Origin of the sequence: Paenarthrobacter ureafaciens (assembly GCF_004028095.1) — a bacterium.
Taxonomy (GTDB): Bacteria; Actinomycetota; Actinomycetes; order Actinomycetales; family Micrococcaceae; genus Arthrobacter; species Arthrobacter ureafaciens.
The window spans coordinates 350766-368906 of record NZ_SBHM01000007.1 but is presented as its reverse complement, the minus strand read 5'-3'; the positions used below and the strand labels follow the sequence as shown (position 1 = coordinate 368906).

The following is an 18141-nucleotide window of genomic DNA, read 5'->3' as shown; positions in this document are numbered from 1 at the left end:
TGCTACCTTGTGTGAACCCCGCCTGTGAAGAAGACCGCATGCGCCATGCCCATGTTCTTTTCGAGGTAACTATGAGCTATGTTCTCGCCATTGACGTCGGGACGAGTTTTACCGCGGCAGCCATTTACAAGGAGGGGCAAGGTACCAACCTTGCCCCCGAGATACTCCCGTTGGGTTTGCACGGCAGTGCTGTGCCCTCGGTGCTCTACTATGCCGACGACGGCAGGGTACTGGTGGGCGAAGCCGCCGAGCGCCGGGGCCTGGACGACCCCCGGCGGATGGTCCGGGAATTCAAGAGACGCATTGGGGACTCCGTCCCGATCGCCGTCGGGGAAGCCTGGATGGCGCCCGAAGACGTTTATGCCACGATGGCCCGCTGGGTGGTGGACAAGGCCCGGGAGCGCGAAGGCGGTCCGGCGGATTCAGTAGTCATGACCCACCCGGCTGCTTGGGGCCAGCATCGGACATCCACGGTCCTTGCAGCCCTGAATATGGCCGGACTTCCGGAAGTCACGCTGATCAGCGAACCGGAGGCCGCAGCACTCCATTACGCGTCCCAAACCCGTGTGGAGGATGGCAGCACCATTGCCGTCTACGACCTCGGCGGTGGCACCTTCGACACCGCTGTGCTCCGCAAGGCAGGAGCAGGACGCTTTGAACTACTGGGCCATCCCGATGGCATTGAAACCCTTGGCGGCGCCGATTTCGACGCCGCTGTTTTGCGTCACGTTGTGACTCACCTAGGCGAAGCCGTCACGGGCCTGGCGCCCGAGGACCCTGCAACGCTCGCCGCACTCTCGCGCTTACGCCGTGAGTGCCGGGAAGCCAAGGAAGCACTGTCCCTGGACAGCGAAGCAAGCATCTCCGTCTCCCTCCCGGGAACCCAACAGTCCGTCCGCCTGGTCCGCGCCGAGTTTGAGGCGATGATCGAACCCCACATCCGTGACACCCTGGATGCCTTGGAACGCAGCTTGGCTGAGGTCCGGTTGCAGCCGGAGGACTTGAGCGTGGTGCTGCTCATTGGCGGTTCGTCCCGGGTGCCGCTGGTTGCTGAACTGATCTCGGTTGAACTGGAGCGGCCCATCGCCGTGGACGCCGATCCCAAAGCCTCCATTTGCCTGGGTGCCGCGCTTTCGCTGAAGGGCACCCCCGACGCCGAAGCCGCTGCGCTTGCGGCTGTGTCTGTGGCCCCCGCCCAGGAACAACGCGAGGTGCCGCTGGAAACAGTGCCGCGCCCCGACGTCGTGCGTGGACGCCCGGCGCTGGCTGCGCTGAAGGCCGCGGCAGCGGGCGGAGCCAAAGCAGGCCGACACGCTCCGCGTTCGCGCGTCCGCATGGCCGCGGCTGCTGCGGCGGCCGCCACCGTCCTGACCGTGGTGACCGCGACGGCGGCGCAAAGCCCGGACGTGCAGGCGCTCTTCGGCTCACAGGCCGCGGACGTGATGCGCGACGGCGGTGCCCAGGCAAGCGGCGCTCAACCAGCCGGTGCGCAAGGCGGAGCCCAAGCGAAGGGTCAGGCCAGCGGCGGCGGGGCCGTTCCTCCTGCCGCCAAGGCCGGAACAGGACTGGACGCAAGCGCCAAGGGCGCCGCTGCCAGAACGTCCGCTGGCACCGGTCAGGGCGCGAAGAAGTCCACCACCGGCCCAGGTGCCGGCAGCGCCGGAACGGGCAGCGGCACTGCGGCCGGCGCGACCAGCGGCAACGCGGGCGGAACCACGACGCCGGGGACCACCACACCGGGCAGCGGCACGGGAACTGCCACTCCGGGGACGTCAACGCCGTCGTCGCCCCCTGCCTCGGAACCGGGTGGTGCAGCCAGTGGTCCAACCCCGACCACCCCACCGACGCAGCCTCCTGTGACGGACCCGACGCAGCCGCCCGTGACGGACCCGACGCAGCCTCCTGTGACGGACCCGACGCAGCCGCCACCCACCACAACGCCCGAACCGGACCCCGTGGTCCCCACGCCCGAGCCCACCGTCCAAGCGCCGGAACCCCCTCCAGTGACGCAGGACCCAGCGCCGACGGAACCGACAACGGAACCGTCCGTGGCGCCTGTTCCACCTGCAACGAGCCCGAGCCAAGAACCCGCACCGTCCCCGGAGGTGTAGGCATGAGGGGCCAGGGAAACGCGGAAGCACCCTCGGAAGACAAGTCCCGCCCGGCGGCTGCCACGCTGCCGTCGGACGGGACCAAGCTGCCTTCGGACGGGACCACGCAGCTGGCTGCGGCGACCTCATCGGCGTCGACCGCCTTGCCGGGCGGGACCGCGGCGGTACGGGAGTTGCTCCTGGCGTTGTCCGCGGGATTCACCCTGCCATCGCCGCTTCCGGACAACCTAGAAGGACGCAGCGATCTTCCCGGGATCATTGATTCGGCGATCGATGCACAGCTCCTGATGCCTGACGGATCTGTAGTGGGCACGGTGCGGCATGCCCTGCTCACCAGCACTCCAGTCCCAACCATCCACGCCCTGCAACGGGAATTGGTGGATAAGTTGGCTGCAGAGGGCAGACCCTTGGGGGAGTTGGCCCGTGACCTGGCCAGGGGCGGGCTGCAGGACTCTCGCGTGGCAGCCGAACTGGAGGAAGCCGCGGACAACGTGCTGGAGACCGAGCCCGCCATGGCCGCAGCTCTCTACGCGGAGTCGGTGCTGGCTGGCGCCAAGGAAATGCCGAAAGCGGCCTGCCGGGCCCAGGCCGCAGCGGGCATCGGTGATCTGGACTCGGCCGGCCGTTTGATAGACCGGCTGCTCGCGCTGCCGGAACCGCCGGACGTCCGGCGGGGAGTGGACGTTGCCGCCTCGGTGTGGGCCCAGCGGGGCATGATGTCCCGAAGTGCCGATACCTACTCGTGGCTGGGGCCTGGGAAGACGGCTGCCTCGGTGCCCCTTGCAGCAATTGCCATGATCGGCTCCGGAGACACTGCCGGAGCGGAGGCCATGGTGGCCGATGGCGGTTCGCGCCGGTCCCCGACCCACTTGGCGGTGGCGTTATCCCTGGCAAGCGACGGCCTGCGCCAGACCCTGGGCCAAAAGCCGCACTTGGGGTTACCGTCCTTGATCAGGGCCTCGGACATGATGAACGCCGCGGGCACAGCCATTCCCCTGCCGGAGGCACCGGCAGTGCTGGCGGCCTTGTGCGCCCTGCACAGCGGAGAGACCGCGGTGGCCGCTTCCGTGCTCAAGGCAGCAGTCGCCGCCGGGCAGGGCGGAGACTCGATGCGGCCCCGGCTGTACCTGTTGCAGGCCTGGTGTGCCATGCAGCAGGACAACACGGACGATGCCCGCCTGGCCATCAACGAGGCCAACAAGGCCAATCACTGGGCCTTGGCGCCCCGGGAGGAATTCCTTCTGGCGGCCCTTGAACTGGGTTTGGCGCGCCGCGGCGGAGAAGTCCACGAGCTGGTCTTGGCATGGGACAGGGCGCGGGAAGCCATGATGCACGTCTCCGTTGACCTGTACAGCCTCCTGCCATGGGGCGAGGTGCTTGTTGCCGCTGCACGTTTACGGGAATCACATCGGGTTTCGCACTACCTGCACGGGGCCTGGGACTTGCTGGAGCGGCTCGGGAATCCGCCGCTGTGGTCGGTCCCTCTGCACTGGGCAGCCGTCCAGGCCGCGTTGCTGAGCGAGAGTCCGGCGGACCTTGCACCACATGCAGCGGCCTTGGTCAGGGCTTCGGAGCATAGCCACTACGCGGGTGTGCTTGCCGCCGGAGGCAAGGCCTGGGTATCGGTCCTGGCAGGCAGGTTCGCCGCGGCCGACGTCGAAACGGCCGCCCGTGGGTTGGCCGCCGTCGGAATGCCTTGGGAAGGGGCGCGCCTGGCCGGGCATGCGGCAGCCCGTGCCGATGAACGACGGGACATGGTCAAGCTTCTGGCCTGTGCCCGGGACATCCACCCGCAGGGTGGCCACGCACCCGCGGAGACTCATGAGGAATCTCCCGCCTCCACCGCGCCGGCGCCCGAGCCGAACGGTTTGAGTGCACGCGAAATCGAGGTGGCAAGACTCATGTTGGAGGGAAAGACCTACCGTGAAATCGGTGAGGCCATCTACATTTCGCCCCGCACCGCCGAACACCACGTGGCCAGGATGCGGCGCCGGTTAGGGGCCGAAAACCGCTCTGAGCTGCTGGTTCGCTTGCGGATCGCGCTGGGTGAGGGGCACCCGCCCGGGGAGTGAACCCCTGTGCCCCTAACGGAGCCCGGCCGAAATCCCCTAATGGTGGGGTGCCGGATAGGGGGACCGGACCCGATGCCCCGGGCATCCCCCCGGCCATACGTTGAATGCAAGCCCGGCAAAGGCGCCGGGCGTTTTCCATCACCACAGAATTTGAGGGAGCGTTCCAATGCCAACACTCGCACAACAGCTCGTACAGTTCCTGATGAGCCTGTTCAACAACCCCGACGCAGCAGATGAGTTCGTCCGCAACCCCGAAGCTGCGTTGTCAGCCGCCGGGCTGCGGGACGTTTCCTGCGCTGATGTGGATGCCGCCCGGCCCGTAGTCCTGGACTACGCACCCATCAACGCCCGTGCCTCCTTCGACCGTGAGTACAACACCGGCGGCAACCACGCCTCAACCGGTGGTGGCGGCGAGCACCACGCTCCCGGCGGCGGTGGCAACACCGGCGGCTGGGGCGGCCGCGATGACGATCACGACGGCGGACACGGCCACGGCGGTGGCGGCGGCTGGGGTGGTCGTGACGATGACGACCACGACGGCGGACACGGCCACGGCGGTGGCGGCGGCTGGGGTGGCCATGATGATGACGACCACGACGGCGGACACGGCCACGGCGGTGGCGGGGGACACAACGGCGGCGACTGGGACGATCACGCCCATGCAGTCCAGCAGTTGGTCCATGTGGTGAACAACTACTCCTACACCACCAACATCGACGACCGCGACACCATCACGGACCAGTCCGTGAACCAGAACATCTGGGCCGACGGCGACGTCACCCAGCTGTTCAACCAGGACGCAGTCATCGCTTCGGGTGACGGAGCCATTGCCGCCGGCGACGACGTCGAGAACTCGGGCAACACCACAACCACCACGACCACCACCACAACCACCAACAACACCGACGACCACTCGCTGAACATCACCAACGGTTCCGGCGAAGTGAACGTCGGCAACACCGAACTGGATGTGGAGATCGAGGATTCGTTCAACGACAACTCGGATCATTCGGTGACGAAGGACTCCTACAACACGGACAACTCCACCCACACGGACGATTCGTACAACACGGACGATTCCTACAACACGGACCTGGACGTGGATGTGGAGATCGAGGACTCCTTCAACACGGACAACTCCACGCACACGGACAATTCGAACAATTCAGTGAACGTCACGGACTCGTTCAACGAGACGGACAACTCCACCGAACTCGAAGTGGGAGACGTGGACGTGGAGGTCATCAACGACTCCATCGTGGTCCAGGACAACGAACTGGAAGTGGACAACTCCACAGAGTACGACGTGGAAGACGTCCAGCTCAACTACGATTCCACGGTGATCCAGGACAACGAGGTCGAACTCGAGTACACCAACGTTGAGGACAACACGGTCATTGCCGACAACGAACTCGACGTCGAATACAACGACATCGACGACTCGCTGGTGGTAGCCAAGAACGATGTGGAAATCGACTAATACCGGGAGCCAACCGGTTTAGAGGCCAGCAAGGAAAGGCCCCGGCAGTGCCCGGCAGGCGGGAAACCACCTGCCGGGCACTTTCGCCGGACATTCACATACTTGAGGTCGCAAACAAAGGATCAGCTGTGACGGAAACCGAACGCATGGCCACTTTGGTGGAACAGGGCATGGAATTGGTGGGGGCAGGGGAGAGGAACGACCTTCGACGCCGGCTGGAGCAGACCCGGCGTCGTTTGCTTGACCCCAGCGTCCGCGTGATCGTGGTGGGCGAGTTCAAGCAGGGCAAGAGCCAGCTCATCAATGCCTTGGTCAACGCTCCGGTTTGTCCGGTGGACGACGACGTCGCCACCTCCGTGCCCACCGTGGTGAAGCACGGGGACGCGCCATCGGCCTCGGTGTTGGTGGCCAAGGGCCCGCAAGCACCGGAACAGGACCCTGCCACCCAAGCTGCCCCTGCGGGAAGTGACCAGCTGGAACGCCGGCCGGTCAACATCAACGAACTTGCCGCGTACGTTTCGGAAGCCGGCAACCCCGGAAACGCCAAGAACCTTGCGGCAGCCGAAGTCGCGCTGCCCCGCCAACTCCTCGCAGGCGGACTGACCCTGGTGGATTCCCCCGGCGTGGGCGGCCTCGGTTCCAGCCACACGCTCACCACCCTCACCGCCTTGCCGTCGGCACACGCAGTGTTGTTCGTCTCCGACGCCTCCCAGGAATACACCGAACCCGAAATCCGGTTCCTTCGCCAGGCCATGCGCGTCAGCCCGAACGTCCTCGCAGCGCTCACCAAGACCGACCTGTATCCCAGCTGGCGGCAGATCGAGGCGCTCGACCGGCAGCACTTGTCCGAGGTAGGGCCCGGAATTCCCCTGTTCCCCGTATCCTCGGAGCTCAGGCTGCAGGCTGCGCGCTTGAAGGATAAGGAACTCAACGACGAGTCAGGCTTCCCGGCGCTCATCACGTCGCTTCGCAACGACGTCGTGGGCAAAGCCGCCACGCTCCGGCGTCGTTCTGTGGCGCAGGACCTGTTGACCGTCACCGAACACCTCAGGCTCTCCCTCCAATCCGAACTGTCAGCGCTGGAAAACCCTGAAGGCACCCCGCAGATGATCGCCGACCTACAGGCCGCCAAACAGGAAGCCGACGCGCTCAGGAAACGCTCCTCCCGCTGGCAGACCACCCTCAACGACGGAATCGGCGATCTCATAGCGGACATGGAGTACGACCTCAGGGACAGGCTCCGGCGCATCCAACGCGAAGCCGAGACCGCCATCGACCAAGGCGACCCGGGTCCGGCATGGGATCAGTTCACCGTCTGGCTGGAGCAAAGCACGGCTGCCGCCATCTCCGACACTTTCATTTGGACCAGCGAGCGCTCCCAGTGGCTTGCCTTCCAAGTCGCCGAACACTTCTCCGAGGAAGTGGTCGCGCTGCCCCTGACCAACGTCGCAGATACGGGCGGGGTACTGGATCCGGTCGGCGAAATGCCCACCATGGAAGACGGGCGCCTGGGACCGCTCCAGAAACTCCTCATCGGCATGCGCGGCTCGTACGGCGGGGTGCTGATGTTCGGCCTGCTGACGGGCATCTTCGGCATGGCCCTGATCAACCCGCTGTCCGTCGGGGCAGGGCTTATGCTCGGCAGGAAGGCCTACCGCGAAGAGAAGGAAGCACGGCTCAAACGACGCCAGGCCGAAGCGAAGACTCTGGTCCGGAAGCAAATCGACGACATCGTCTTCCAAGTGGGAAAGCAGCTGAAAGACCGTTTAAGGATGGTGCAGCGGGAAACCCGGGACCACTTCACCGAGATCGCTGACGAACACCACCGTTCCCTTACCGATTCCGTGGCCGCCGCGCAAAAGGCCGCCGCCACCTACGCGGTGGAACGCGACCTGCGCATGAAGGAGATCCGGACCCAGCTCAAGACGGTGGACGCCCTGCACCAGGCAGCTACGCAGCTGCAAGGAAGTGCCGCCGACGCGAGGCACCCCGCACCGGAGAAGCGGCCGGCCGCACCTGAACAGCAGCAGGCTTCCCAAGCCACCGCGGTGCGGGCCGGATGAATGGTCAGGTGGTAGCCGACGCCGCAGTGTTGCTGCAGCAGGCCAGGCAGATTTACGACGGCGACGCCCGGGCGCTCGCGGTCATCGACGACCTGGCGGACCGCCTGGACGGGCCGCTGCGCATTGCGGTGGCCGGCATGGTGAAGGCCGGTAAGTCCACGTTGCTCAACGCAGTCATCGGCGAGGAGATCGCACCCACCGACGCCGGTGAATGCACACGCATAGTTACTTGGTACCGGTACGGAGCAACACCCCGTGTGACGCTCCACCCCCTTGCGGGCGAGCCCCGCACCTTGCCGGTCACCAGGGAAGACGGCCGGCTGGTCTTTCAATTGGGGGACATCCAGGCGGAAGATGTTGACCGCCTGGTGGTTGACTGGCCGGCCGCCAGCCTCAGGGACCTCACCCTGATAGATACTCCCGGCATTGCCTCCCTCTCCCAGGACGTCTCCGGACGGTCAACGGCATTCCTTCTTCCGGAGAACGCGCCGTCGTCTGCCGATGCCGTCATTTATTTGATGAGGCACCTGCACGCCTCGGACGTGCGTTTCCTCGAGTCATTCAAGGACAACGCTGCCGGGAAGTCCGGGACCGTCAACGCCTTGGCCGTGCTCTCGCGAGCGGACGAGATCGGAGCGGGCCGGATCGACTCCCTGATATCGGCCGCTGTGATCGCCGACCGCTACAGTCGGGACCAGAACCTCAAGCCCTTGGCCCTGGGCGTCGTCCCGGTGGCAGGCCTCCTGGCCCAAAGCTCCAGAACCATGCGTCAAACCGACTTTGAGGTCATGGTTGCCTTGGCCGGAATGGACAAGGCCCAACGCGACAAAACCCTGCTGTCCGTGGACCGTTTTGTCCGTTCACCGGAACCCGCCGGTGTGGAACAAGGCGCCAAGGCTTCCCTGGTTGCGCGGTTTGGGTTGTTCGGGATCCGGCTCGGGGTGGCGCTGATCAATGGCGGCATCAGCGACCCCACCAACCTGGCCCACGAGCTTGCCCGGCGCAGCGGCTTGGGCCAACTGCTTCAAACGGTCGCCGCGCTCTTCCAGACGCGGGCCGAGGCACTCAAGGCCAGGGCCGCCGTCGTGGGTTTGGAAGCTTTGCTCCGCACTGCCGGGACGGCCGGCGCAGCAGCGAGCGGGGATGCCGCCCGGCTGCTCACGGCCATGGAACGGTTGCAGGCGGGCGCGCACGAATTCCGGGAACTGAAGCTGCTGGCAAAGCTGAGGACCGAAGGCGCGGGCCTCACTCCGGAGCTCGCCACCGAAGCCGAACGGCTGGTGGGTGGCCGCGGGACCCTGCCGGCTCACCGGCTGGGAGTCGCACAGGACGCGGACGACGACGCCATCAGCGAGGCTGCGCGGGCGAGCCTGAACCGTTGGCGGCTGATCGCCGAGAACCCGCTCACCGAGCCGTCAGCCCTGGATGCTTGCCGCGTGGTGATCCGCAGCTGCGAAGGGATGCTGGCGGCTATTCCGGCTGCTGCTCCCGCCCGCTCCTGAGCCACGCCGTTGTGGCGGGGAGGAAGAGCAGGATCAGTCCGGCCGCGGCCAAAATGTATTGGGCGGCCAGCAGCACGGTGGCCAGGACACCGTCGGAACCCGGCGCAACGACGAAGTCCGAGATGATCACGGTGACCACGGCGTGCAGCAGGACCAAGGGTGCCAGCGCCCATCGTGCCCAGCTCCTGCGCTTGAAGATAATCGCCAGGAGGACGGCCTCCATGGCGATCACCAGCGCCAGCATGCACAGGCTTCCCAGGAAAACGACGGCGGTGGCGCCCTCCAGTGACTCAGCGTCACCAGCCGGGACCATGCCTTCGATGACGCCCTTGAGCCGTTCGAAATGGGAGTTCCTGCCGAGGAAATCCGTCACGATCAACGCTGCTCCGGCAACGAAGCTTGCCACCCACAAGGAGCGCGACACCTTGGCCGGACCAGGTGCCTCCGTAGCAACGGCTATGGGCGGTGGTGCGGAGAGCGTTACACCGGGACGTGGCGGAGGCGCTGGTGTGGCCATATTACCTACTTCAGCTCGTCGGTATCATGGGGGTCCGGCTCGCCATGCTTGGCCTCACCGGTAGCAAAACCTTTGCCCTTGGGCCCGCCCGTTCCCTCCGGGCCCTTGGAATCCTTGAGCTTGCGCTCCTTGGCGTCGAGCTCGGCCTTGAGCTTCTTCAGCCGTTCTTCTTCTGCCTGGTTCCGCCGGCGGAGTTCGAGGTTGCGGAGGAACTCGGGATCGTCGTCGGGGGCCGTGGGGTAGCGGCGGACGGGTTGTGCCGAAGGCTTGCCGTAGGGGCGGCCGAAGATAAACCAGAGAATGGCGCCAAGCACAGGCAAGACGATCATGACCACGATCCAGGCCGGTTTGGAAATCCCGCGGGTGGCGTGGCGGTCCGTACGGATGACATCCACAAGGGCGTACACGAAGACAACAAGGACGACGACGACGCCAACAACCCGGAGCATGCACCAAGTCTAGTCGCCCGGAGCGGTTCGCTGGATCCCCTCCAAAGGCTGTGATCAGAGTGCAATGAATCGGGCGGCTAAACTTGAAGGGTGGCTTTCCTGAAGTATTCCCTGATCCGTTTGGCGCTTTTCGTGCCTCTGTTCGTCCTTTTCCTGTTTTTGGGGACCGGAGTGTTCCTGGCAGTGATCTTTGCCGGGCTGATCGCCTTTGCCATCAGCTACCTGTTCTTCCAGAAGCAGCGTGACGAGGCCACGGCGGCCATGCGTGAACGTTTCTCCGGGCGTGCCAAACCCATGCGCACTGCGGGCGAAGTGGACGATGCCGCTGCCGAGGATGGCCTGGTGGAGCAGAACCCGGACGTATCCATCAACACGGACAAGCGGCCCAACGCCTAAATCCGGGTGAGGATCAGTCCGAGCGAGAACAGCAGGCTGTAGCCGAGGTTGATCAGGCCGGTCTGCTTGAGCACCGGAATGAGGCTCTTGCGCTTCTTGCCGTTGATCATGAGCCAGGCCGGCATGAGGCAAGCGGGGATCAGCAGCAGCACAATCAGCATCCACGGCTTGGTGGGTGCCAGCACGATGACCAGCAGGATCGCCACACCGAGCATCAGCACGTAGCTTTCGCGGGCGTGGCGGTCACCCAGCCGGACAGCCAGGGTGCGCTTGCCGGCGGCGGTATCCGTGGGAATGTCCCGCACGTTGTTGGCCATCAGCAGGGCGCACGCAATCAGGCCGGTTCCGATCGCACCTACGACGGCGGCGAGGCTCACCTGCCCTGCCTGGGTGTAGGTGGTTCCGAGCGTAGCCACGAGCCCGAAGAACACGAAGACGAACACATCGCCCAGGCCCATGTAGCCATAGGGGTTCTTGCCCCCGGTGTAGCCCCAGGCGGCCAGGACGCAGCCGATGCCCACCAGGATCAGCCACCACGCCTGGGTGATGATCACCAGGATCAAACCGCACAGCATGGCCAGCCCGAACAGCCCGAACGCGGCCCACTTCACTTGCTCAGGCCTGGCAACGCCGGAACCTACCAGGCGCAGCGGCCCCACGCGTTCCTCATCGGTGCCGCGAATGCCATCGGAGTAGTCGTTGGCGTAGTTCACGCCGACCTGGAGCAGCAGAGCCACAAGTGCGGCGAGGATGGCGTTCGGCAGCTTGAATGCCTGGAGTTCAAACGCCGCCGCGGAGCCGATCAGGACCGGCGCGATCGCCGCGGGCAGTGTTCGGAGCCTGGCTCCTTGAATCCATTGTGCAGCTGTCGCCACGTGCAGTACCTCGTGTGTTTCGCTTTGATCTTCGGTAGGGACGAATCTGTCCTATTGTCCCTGATGCAGCCGGTTGAGCTGTTCGGTCATGGCCATCCGGTCCGGTTTCCCGTTCGGCAGCATGAGCAGTTTCTTCTCCACCAGCACTGTTTTGGGGCTGAGGACTCCCAGGGCTGACTCGCGGCGGCCAGTGAAGCCCTTGATGCCGGCGGGCGTCGGATCCTCCATGGCTACATACGCTGCCACCGCCTGGCCCCACTCGCGCGAGGGGACGCCGGCCACGAAAGCTGCCGTGACGCCGTCGAGCTCTTCGAGCTTGCTTTGGATGTACGCGGCGGAGGCCTTGACGCCTCCGGTGATGATGACGTCGTCGGCGCGGCCCAGCACGGTGAGCTTGCCGTCGTCGGAGAGTTCGCCGAGGTCGCCGGTGACGTACCAGCGGACGCCGTCCTCCTCGAAGAACACGTCCTTTGCGGGAGAGCCGCCGTCAAGGTAGCCGGCCGCCACCGTTTCGCCGCCCAGCAGGATGCGCCCTTCAAGTTCGCCGGCGCCGATCCGGACCTGGACGCCGTCCAGGGGCTCGCCGTCGTACACGCACCCGCCGCACGTCTCGGCGGAGCCGTAGGTGGTGACCACCTTCAAGCCCTCACTGTGGGCGGTCGCGAGCAGCTCGGCGGAAGCGGGGGCGCCGCCCAGCAGGATGGCGTTGAAACGGCGCAGCGCGGCCAGGGCTTCAGGGGCGGGGGAGTCGAGCAGGCGCTGCAGCTGCGTGGGCACCAACGACGTGAAGCGGACCTTGTCCGTCAGCTCCTGCGCGGCGGCCGTGAACGCCTCCGGGGTGAAGCCGCTGGACAGGTCCATCACCCACGGCCTGGTGCCCGCATACAGCGAACGCACCAGCACCTGCACCCCGGCCACATACTGGAGCGGAAGTGCCAGCAACCACTGGCCCTCGGCGCGCAGCGTAATGGCCGTGCCCACGGACGACGCCGCGAGCGCATCGACCGTGAGGACGGTCGCCTTGGGTGTCCCGGTGGAGCCAGAGGTGCGGACCACCACGGCAGCTTCCTCGACGCCGGTTTCCACGGGTACGGCGCTGGGCCGGCCGTCCGCGTCGGTGACGATTTCGACGGCGGGGCCCTCGCCATGGAGGGCAGCGGACAGGGCCTTCAGGATGGGATCGATGTCCATGCCGGTCCTAGAAGTAGTAGGGGAAGTTGGACCAGTCGGGGTCGCGTTTCTGCAGGAAGGCTTCCTTGCCCTCCACGGCCTCGTCCGTCATGTAGGCCAGGCGGGTGGCTTCACCGGCGAAGACCTGCTGGCCTGCCAGTCCGTCGTCGGCCAGGTTGAATGCGAACTTGAGCATGCGGATGGCCTGCGGGGACTGGCGGGCGATGTCCGCAGCGTACTCCAGGGCTACTTCTTCCAGCCGTTCGTGGTCCACCGCCTCGTTGACCGCGCCCATGCGCACCATGTCCTCGGCGGAGTATTCGCGGGCCAGGAAGAAGATCTCGCGCGCGGCTTTCTGGCCGATCTGGCGGGCCAGCAGCGCTGAGCCGTATCCGGCGTCGAAACTTCCTACCGTGGCGTCCGTCTGCTTGAACTTGCCGTGCTGGCGGGAGGCGATGGTGAGGTCGCTGACCACGTGGAGCGAGTGGCCGCCGCCGGCCGCCCAACCGTTGACGACGGCGATCACCACCTTGGGCATGGTGCGCATGAGGCGCTGGACTTCAAGGATGTGGAGCCGGCCGGCGCGGGCGGGGTCAATGCTTTCTTGCGTTTCACCTTCTGCATAGCGGTAACCGTCCCGGCCGCGGATCCGCTGGTCGCCGCCGGAACAGAACGAGTGTCCGCCGTCCTTGGGGGAGGGGCCGTTGCCGGTGAGCAGCACCGTTGCCACGTCGGGGGTCATGCGGGCGTGGTCCATGGCCCGGTACAGCTCATCCACGGTGCCGGGGCGGAACGCGTTGCGGACTTCGGGCCTGTTGAAGGCGATCCGGACGGTGGGGAGGTCCCTGATTCCGTCAGCCGTGCGCTCAACCTGCCGGTGGTACGTCATGTCCTTGAAGTCGTCGAAGCCGGAAACGGTGCGCCAGCGTGAGGGGTCAAAGACGTCGGAAACCTTGGCAGGGAGATCGTTGTTCACAGTCCGAGTCTAGTAACGCTCCTCAGCTGATGCAGAACTCGTTGCCTTCGGGGTCGGCCATGGTGTGCCACTCGTGCGGCCCCTGGCTGGCGGTCCACAGATGGGTGGCACCGCGCGCTTCCAGTTCCTTGCGGACCACGTCCTTGTCCCGGCCGTCCAGGCGCACGTCCCAGTGCACCCGGTTCTTGACGCTCTTCGGGTTCGGGTCCGTCTGGAAGAGGATCCGCCGGCCGGTCTTGGGATCCTTGTCCTCGGCCGGAACGATCGCGCAGCCTTCGGCCCACACCAGCTTGCCGTTGTGCGTGATGGTTTGGTCCTCGGTTGCATAGCCCTTCCGGATCATGGACCGGATGAAGTCCTCGTCCTGCGGCTCGACCGTCCATTCGAGGGTCTCGGCCCACCAATCGGCGAGCTCGTGCGGGTTCTTGCAGTCCACTACCACCTGGATGTTGAGTGTCATGTGCTCCAAGCTAATCCCGCTGCGGGTGGCCGGGTAGGACTTTGCGGTCACCTTCCGTCCGGGTTCCCCCAACTGGGTCGCATTTGTGCGCGTTTTCAGGGCTGTCATGTCTCATGACCTTGTAGACACTTCATGTCTCATGACTTCGTGGACGGTTGTTGTCTCACGACTGTGTGGACACTTCGTCTTGGGACTTTGTTTGTCGGCCTCTGCGGGGCGGGTACTTTGTTCGTTTCTTGCGGGTGCCTTGTGGGTCTGCGACGACTCCTGAGGGTTTTCCGTTGCCGACGTAGGTGGTTCCGTGCGGAGGTCTGGGGTGAGTGATGATCTCGGTGCCTTGTGCTCCGAAGAACATGATGGTGGTGTCGTCGTAGATGATGTGCACGGTGGTGCCGGTGTGTTCTTTGCCCATTTTGAAGTGGGTTCCTAGGATCGTCACGGACCCGTTCCGGTTCACTGTTCGGTGCGCGCTTTGCCTGTCCGTTGCGGGCGTGACTTGCTCAGGAACGGTTGGCGGGGGCGTTTTCGGGGTGGCGTTCCAGGCCTCATAGGGCGTCGTTCCCGCGGGTAGGCCTTGATGTTCGCGTTCGTTGTTGTAGTAGAGATCGAAAGCGTCGACCTGCAGTTGCAGGGCAGCCATTGAAGGGGCCGGGAGTTGCCTGTGCAGGTATCGGTGCAGGGTTTGGTGGAAGCGTTCGTTCTTGCCTTGGGTGGTGGGTTTGTAGGGTTTGCCCGTTATCGGTTCGATGCCTTTGGCTTTGAGGAACTCCACGAGGGCCCCGGTGCGGCCGCGGCGGGTGGGATTCAGTGCCGAGCCGTTGTCGGAAAGGAACTTCTGCGGTGCTCCGTGGCGTTCGATGGCCTGGGTAACGACGGCGATTGCGGCGGCGCTGGTTTCGCCGGGTGCGACCAGGGACGCCAGCGCCAAACGCGAATGATCATCGATGAGTTGGAAGATGGCTACCTTCTTGCCGCTGGCGAGCTGCCATTCGGTCGAGTCGATTTGCCAGCACGCGTTGGGTTGCGGATAGACGAACCTTTTGTAGGCGCTTCGAGGCTTCTTCCGCGGTTCGGGCATCACGACACCGGCCCGGGAAAAGATCCTGGCCACGGTGGCACGCGAGGGCGGTGTGAAGCCTTGTCGTGAGAGCTTCGCGATGACAGAAAGCGGACCGTGGTCCTGCCCGCTCTCCTGCAGTTCCGCCCGGGTACCGAGCAGCAACTCGATCATCGCCTGTGGGGTCAGGGCCGGCATGGTTCTTGGAATCGTGGGCTTTTTCTCCAATGCCTTCACCGGCCCCACCTCGGCAGCCGCCGCCCGGACCCGGTAGAACCAGGCCCGGGAGACATTGTGCTTCCTGCAGAACGCAGTAACCGCGCCTCTGGGCGAATCCTCGGACCACGTTGCCACAGCATGCCGGATCTTGATGTCCGGTTGGGGTTTGCTCATGCATAGCAGCAAACCCGCAAGCTAAGTGTCCACGATGTCCTGAGACAGAGTGTCTACGAAGTCATGAGACAGAACTGTCTATTAAGTCATGAGACTCCACACGCGTTTTCAGGGCTCAAAACGTGCACAAATGCGACCTGGTTGGGTGGTTTGGGGGTGCGGTCAGTTGGTGAGGAGTTCCGCGGGGATTGCGTAGATCAGCACCACGGCGAGGAGGTTCTTGGTCGCATGGACGAAGTAGGCGAACATGAGGTTCTTGCCCGTCCAGACGTAGACGCCCACCAGGACCACGGCCATGCCAAGGTACGGCGCCAGCGCAGACAACTCCAGGCCCTCGCGTCCGATTGTGTGGATCGATGCGAACACCACGGTGGAGATGGCGCAGCACACCCAGATGTTGACGTACTTGGACAATTTCCCGATCAACAAATGCCTGAAGAGGTATTCCTCGACGAACGGTCCCACCAGCACCAGCAACGGAACCATCAGCCAAGCGGGCACCTGCTGCAGCAGGCCTTGGATCCCCAGTTGGTTCTCGGAACTCTGCGCGGTCCCCAGCGCGGCCACCAGGAGCGCGGTGAGGATCAGCATCGCCACCACCGCCAACGGCACCATGCCCAGCGTGAACCACGGCCGCGTGCCCAGGATTTTGAGGTCGCGACCGGCCACCCGCCAGGCAGAGGCTACGGCGAAAAGCCCGACGGCGGCATAGAAGACCGCGTTGACCGCGTAGGACGCTGTGGCCGGCTCGGGAAACAGCTGAAGCATCAGCCGCTCGACGGACGCGCCGAAGAACGTGAAGTACAGGGTAAAGCCCACGTATGCGGCAACGGCGGCAGCGTCCAAGGCATTGAACCTGTAGAGCCTTGTCTGCGTGGAAATTGTGCCCATATGAACAGCCTAGCTTTGCCGCCCGCAACCGGGGGCCGCTACAATTTTCGGTATGCCTAACTTTCCGTTTCGACTCGCCAAAGTTGTCCGCCGTTTCGTTGCTTTCCTGGCCTCCATTGCCGTGGTGCTGGGGCTCTCGGCCTGCGGTGGCAACTCCACTGCGAGCAACTCAGACAAGCCCGTTGTACTCACCACCTTCACGGTCCTTGCAGATATTGCAAAGAACGTCGCCGGAGACAAACTGCAGGTGGAATCCATCACCAAGGCAGGCGCGGAAATCCACGGCTACGAGCCCACGCCCGGGGACATCCGCAAGGCGGCGCAAGCGGACCTCATTCTGGATAACGGGTTGAACCTGGAAGCCTGGTTCGCGCAGTTCGTCGAAGGCCTGGACGTTCCCCACGCCGTAGTCAGCGAGGGCGTGAAAGTCATGGACATTGGCGAAGACAGCTACCGCGGCAAGCCCAACCCGCATGCCTGGATGTCGCCGGACAACGTCCAGATCTACGCAAACAACATGGCCAAGGCCTTTGCCGGCCTGGCTCCGGGGCATGCCTCCGAATTCGAAGCCAACGCCAAGGCCTACAACTCCCGGCTGCAGGAAGTGAAAGACGAGATGGTGTCCAAGCTGTCCGTCCTGCCGGAAAACCACCGGGCACTGGTCACCTGCGAAGGGGCGTTCTCCTACCTGGCCCGGGACGCCGGCCTCAAAGAGGTCTACATCTGGGCCGTAAACGCTGAACAGCAAGCCACGCCGCAGCAAATCGCCCGGGCAATCGGGTTCGTCAAGGACAACCAGGTGCCCGCAGTCTTCTGCGAATCAACCGTGTCCGATGCACCCATGCAGCAAGTGGTGGGAGCCACCGGAGCGAAGTTCGGCGGAGTGCTGTACGTAGATTCACTGTCTGAAGCGGACGGCCCCGTGCCCACGTACCTGGACCTGATCCGGCACGACGCCAAGATCATCACCGAGGCCCTCACGGGAGGAACGGCATGAGCAGCCCGGCTATTGCTGTTGAAAACGTCACCGTCCACTACGGCGAGGTGCTCGCGCTGGACTCGGCATCGCTGACCCTGGAACGCTCCCGCATTTGCGGCCTCGTGGGCATGAACGGCTCGGGAAAGTCCACGCTGTTCAAGACCATCATGGGCATGGTCAAGCCGGACACCGGGCGGGTCCTGGTCAACGGCCACCCGCCGGCAAAGATCCGCAAAGAGGCGGGCATCGGTTACGTTCCACAAAGCGAAGAAGTGGACTGGGCCTTCCCGTTGTCCGTCCGCGACGTAGTGATGATGGGCCGCTACGGGCATCTGGGTTTCACGCGCCGGCCCCGCAAAGCCGACCGCGACGCCGTCGAGCACGCCTTGGAACGCGTGGAACTGGCTGACTTTGCCGACCGCCAAATCGGGCAACTGTCCGGCGGGCAGAAGAAACGCGCCTTCGTGGCCCGGGGCATTGCCCAGGACGCCACCATGATGCTGCTCGATGAACCGTTCGCCGGGGTGGACAAACGCTCCGAGGCCACCATCACCCGGCTGCTCAAGGAATTGGCCGCCGATGGCGCCACCATCCTGGTCTCCACCCACGATCTCCATGCGCTCCCGCAACTCTGCGACGAAGCAGTCCTCCTCATGCGCAAAGTACTGATGCACGGAAGTCCGGACGTGGTGCTGCAACCGGAAAACCTGGCCATGGCTTTCGGCCTCGACGTCATGAACAGGGGCTGAG

Annotated in this window: 16 protein-coding genes; 8 read left to right on the top strand and 8 right to left on the bottom strand. The window is 64.8% G+C overall.

From position 1 onward, the window contains the following. Positions 1–71 precede the first annotated feature (71 nt). From AUR_RS05895 to AUR_RS05875, 5 genes are all read left to right on the top strand, one after another. On the top strand, positions 72–2111 hold the full coding sequence (locus AUR_RS05895; protein WP_062099317.1) for an Hsp70 family protein: 2040 nt from the start codon (positions 72–74) through the stop codon (positions 2109–2111). A 2-nt stretch (positions 2112–2113) separates the two neighbouring features. After that, positions 2114–4183 (top strand): LuxR C-terminal-related transcriptional regulator, encoded by a 2070-nt coding sequence (locus AUR_RS05890; RefSeq protein ID WP_082694417.1) that lies wholly within the window; start codon positions 2114–2116, stop codon positions 4181–4183. Between the two features lie 166 nt (positions 4184–4349). Then, the gene (locus AUR_RS20245) at positions 4350–5663 is read left to right on the top strand and encodes an IniB N-terminal domain-containing protein (protein WP_062097788.1); all 1314 of its coding nucleotides are present in this window, start codon (positions 4350–4352) and stop codon (positions 5661–5663) included. Between the two features lie 146 nt (positions 5664–5809). Further along, positions 5810–7726 (top strand): dynamin family protein, encoded by a 1917-nt coding sequence (locus tag AUR_RS05880; RefSeq protein ID WP_206616265.1) that lies wholly within the window; start codon positions 5810–5812, stop codon positions 7724–7726. Next, positions 7723–9228, top strand: coding sequence for a dynamin family protein (locus AUR_RS05875; protein WP_062097786.1), 1506 nt, complete (start codon positions 7723–7725; stop codon positions 9226–9228). The genes AUR_RS05880 and AUR_RS05875 overlap by 4 nt, the downstream gene beginning before the upstream one ends. On the opposite strand, the gene AUR_RS05870 is transcribed toward AUR_RS05875, so the two are convergent. Both AUR_RS05870 and AUR_RS05865 read right to left on the bottom strand, forming a co-directional pair. Beyond that, entirely contained in the window at positions 9197–9745 is a 549-nt protein-coding gene (locus AUR_RS05870) for a hypothetical protein (protein WP_062097784.1), read from the bottom strand. The two genes, AUR_RS05875 and AUR_RS05870, sit on opposite strands and share 32 nt — an antisense overlap. 5 nt (positions 9746–9750) lie before the next feature. After that, positions 9751–10194, bottom strand: a complete 444-nt coding sequence (locus tag AUR_RS05865) for a PLD nuclease N-terminal domain-containing protein (protein ID WP_021473844.1) — start codon at positions 10192–10194, stop codon at positions 9751–9753. A 90-nt stretch (positions 10195–10284) separates the two neighbouring features. Between AUR_RS05865 and AUR_RS05860 the strand changes: the two genes are divergently transcribed. Next, the gene (locus AUR_RS05860; protein WP_021473845.1) at positions 10285–10590 is read left to right on the top strand and encodes a DUF4229 domain-containing protein; all 306 of its coding nucleotides are present in this window, start codon (positions 10285–10287) and stop codon (positions 10588–10590) included. On the opposite strand, the gene AUR_RS05855 is transcribed toward AUR_RS05860, so the two are convergent. The 6 genes from AUR_RS05855 to AUR_RS05830 form a co-directional block, all read right to left on the bottom strand. Beyond that, on the bottom strand, positions 10587–11465 hold the full coding sequence (locus tag AUR_RS05855; protein WP_062097782.1) for a 1,4-dihydroxy-2-naphthoate polyprenyltransferase: 879 nt from the start codon (positions 11463–11465) through the stop codon (positions 10587–10589). The genes AUR_RS05860 and AUR_RS05855 overlap by 4 nt on opposite strands. Positions 11466–11516: 51 nt before the next feature. Next, positions 11517–12656 carry an AMP-binding protein gene (locus AUR_RS05850; RefSeq protein ID WP_062097781.1) on the bottom strand — a complete coding sequence of 380 codons (1140 nt, stop codon included), beginning with the start codon at positions 12654–12656 and terminating at the stop codon, positions 11517–11519. Between the two features lie 7 nt (positions 12657–12663). After that, complete coding sequence (locus AUR_RS05845; RefSeq protein ID WP_021473848.1) at positions 12664–13611, bottom strand: 1,4-dihydroxy-2-naphthoyl-CoA synthase; 948 nt, start codon at positions 13609–13611, stop codon at positions 12664–12666. A gap of 22 nt (positions 13612–13633) precedes the next feature. Next, a complete protein-coding gene (locus AUR_RS05840) occupies positions 13634–14071 on the bottom strand; it encodes a VOC family protein (protein WP_062099312.1) in 438 nt (145 codons plus the stop codon). Between the two features lie 163 nt (positions 14072–14234). Next, the gene (locus AUR_RS05835; RefSeq protein ID WP_062095146.1) at positions 14235–15521 is read right to left on the bottom strand and encodes a DDE-type integrase/transposase/recombinase; all 1287 of its coding nucleotides are present in this window, start codon (positions 15519–15521) and stop codon (positions 14235–14237) included. 162 nt (positions 15522–15683) lie between these two features. Next, positions 15684–16412, bottom strand: a complete 729-nt coding sequence (locus tag AUR_RS05830) for a CPBP family intramembrane glutamic endopeptidase (protein WP_021473850.1) — start codon at positions 16410–16412, stop codon at positions 15684–15686. Between the two features lie 52 nt (positions 16413–16464). Here AUR_RS05830 and AUR_RS05825 point away from each other — a divergent pair, with 52 nt between their 5' ends. After that, positions 16465–17409 (top strand): metal ABC transporter substrate-binding protein, encoded by a 945-nt coding sequence (locus AUR_RS05825; RefSeq protein ID WP_021473851.1) that lies wholly within the window; start codon positions 16465–16467, stop codon positions 17407–17409. Beyond that, positions 17406–18140: a metal ABC transporter ATP-binding protein gene (locus AUR_RS05820; protein WP_021473852.1), complete on the top strand. Its 735-nt coding sequence runs from the start codon at positions 17406–17408 to the stop codon at positions 18138–18140. The genes AUR_RS05825 and AUR_RS05820 overlap by 4 nt, the downstream gene beginning before the upstream one ends. Position 18141: the final 1 nt, after the last annotated feature.

Excerpts from the sequence above, each read along its gene's own strand:
- AUR_RS05895 (WP_062099317.1), top strand. The coding sequence starts at position 72 with ATGAGCTATGTTCTCGCCATTGACGTCGGGACGAGTTTTACCGCGGCA.
- AUR_RS05890 (WP_082694417.1), top strand. The coding sequence starts at position 2,114 with ATGAGGGGCCAGGGAAACGCGGAAGCACCCTCGGAAGACAAGTCCCGC.
- AUR_RS20245 (WP_062097788.1), top strand. The coding sequence starts at position 4,350 with ATGCCAACACTCGCACAACAGCTCGTACAGTTCCTGATGAGCCTGTTC.
- AUR_RS05880 (WP_206616265.1), top strand. The coding sequence starts at position 5,810 with ATGGCCACTTTGGTGGAACAGGGCATGGAATTGGTGGGGGCAGGGGAG.
- AUR_RS05875 (WP_062097786.1), top strand. The coding sequence starts at position 7,723 with ATGAATGGTCAGGTGGTAGCCGACGCCGCAGTGTTGCTGCAGCAGGCC.
- AUR_RS05870 (WP_062097784.1), bottom strand. The coding sequence starts at position 9,745 with ATGGCCACACCAGCGCCTCCGCCACGTCCCGGTGTAACGCTCTCCGCA.
- AUR_RS05865 (WP_021473844.1), bottom strand. The coding sequence starts at position 10,194 with ATGCTCCGGGTTGTTGGCGTCGTCGTCGTCCTTGTTGTCTTCGTGTAC.
- AUR_RS05850 (WP_062097781.1), bottom strand. The coding sequence starts at position 12,656 with ATGGACATCGATCCCATCCTGAAGGCCCTGTCCGCTGCCCTCCATGGC.
- AUR_RS05840 (WP_062099312.1), bottom strand. The coding sequence starts at position 14,071 with ATGACACTCAACATCCAGGTGGTAGTGGACTGCAAGAACCCGCACGAG.
- AUR_RS05835 (WP_062095146.1), bottom strand. The coding sequence starts at position 15,521 with ATGAGCAAACCCCAACCGGACATCAAGATCCGGCATGCTGTGGCAACG.
- AUR_RS05830 (WP_021473850.1), bottom strand. The coding sequence starts at position 16,412 with ATGGGCACAATTTCCACGCAGACAAGGCTCTACAGGTTCAATGCCTTG.
- AUR_RS05825 (WP_021473851.1), top strand. The coding sequence starts at position 16,465 with ATGCCTAACTTTCCGTTTCGACTCGCCAAAGTTGTCCGCCGTTTCGTT.
- AUR_RS05820 (WP_021473852.1), top strand. The coding sequence starts at position 17,406 with ATGAGCAGCCCGGCTATTGCTGTTGAAAACGTCACCGTCCACTACGGC.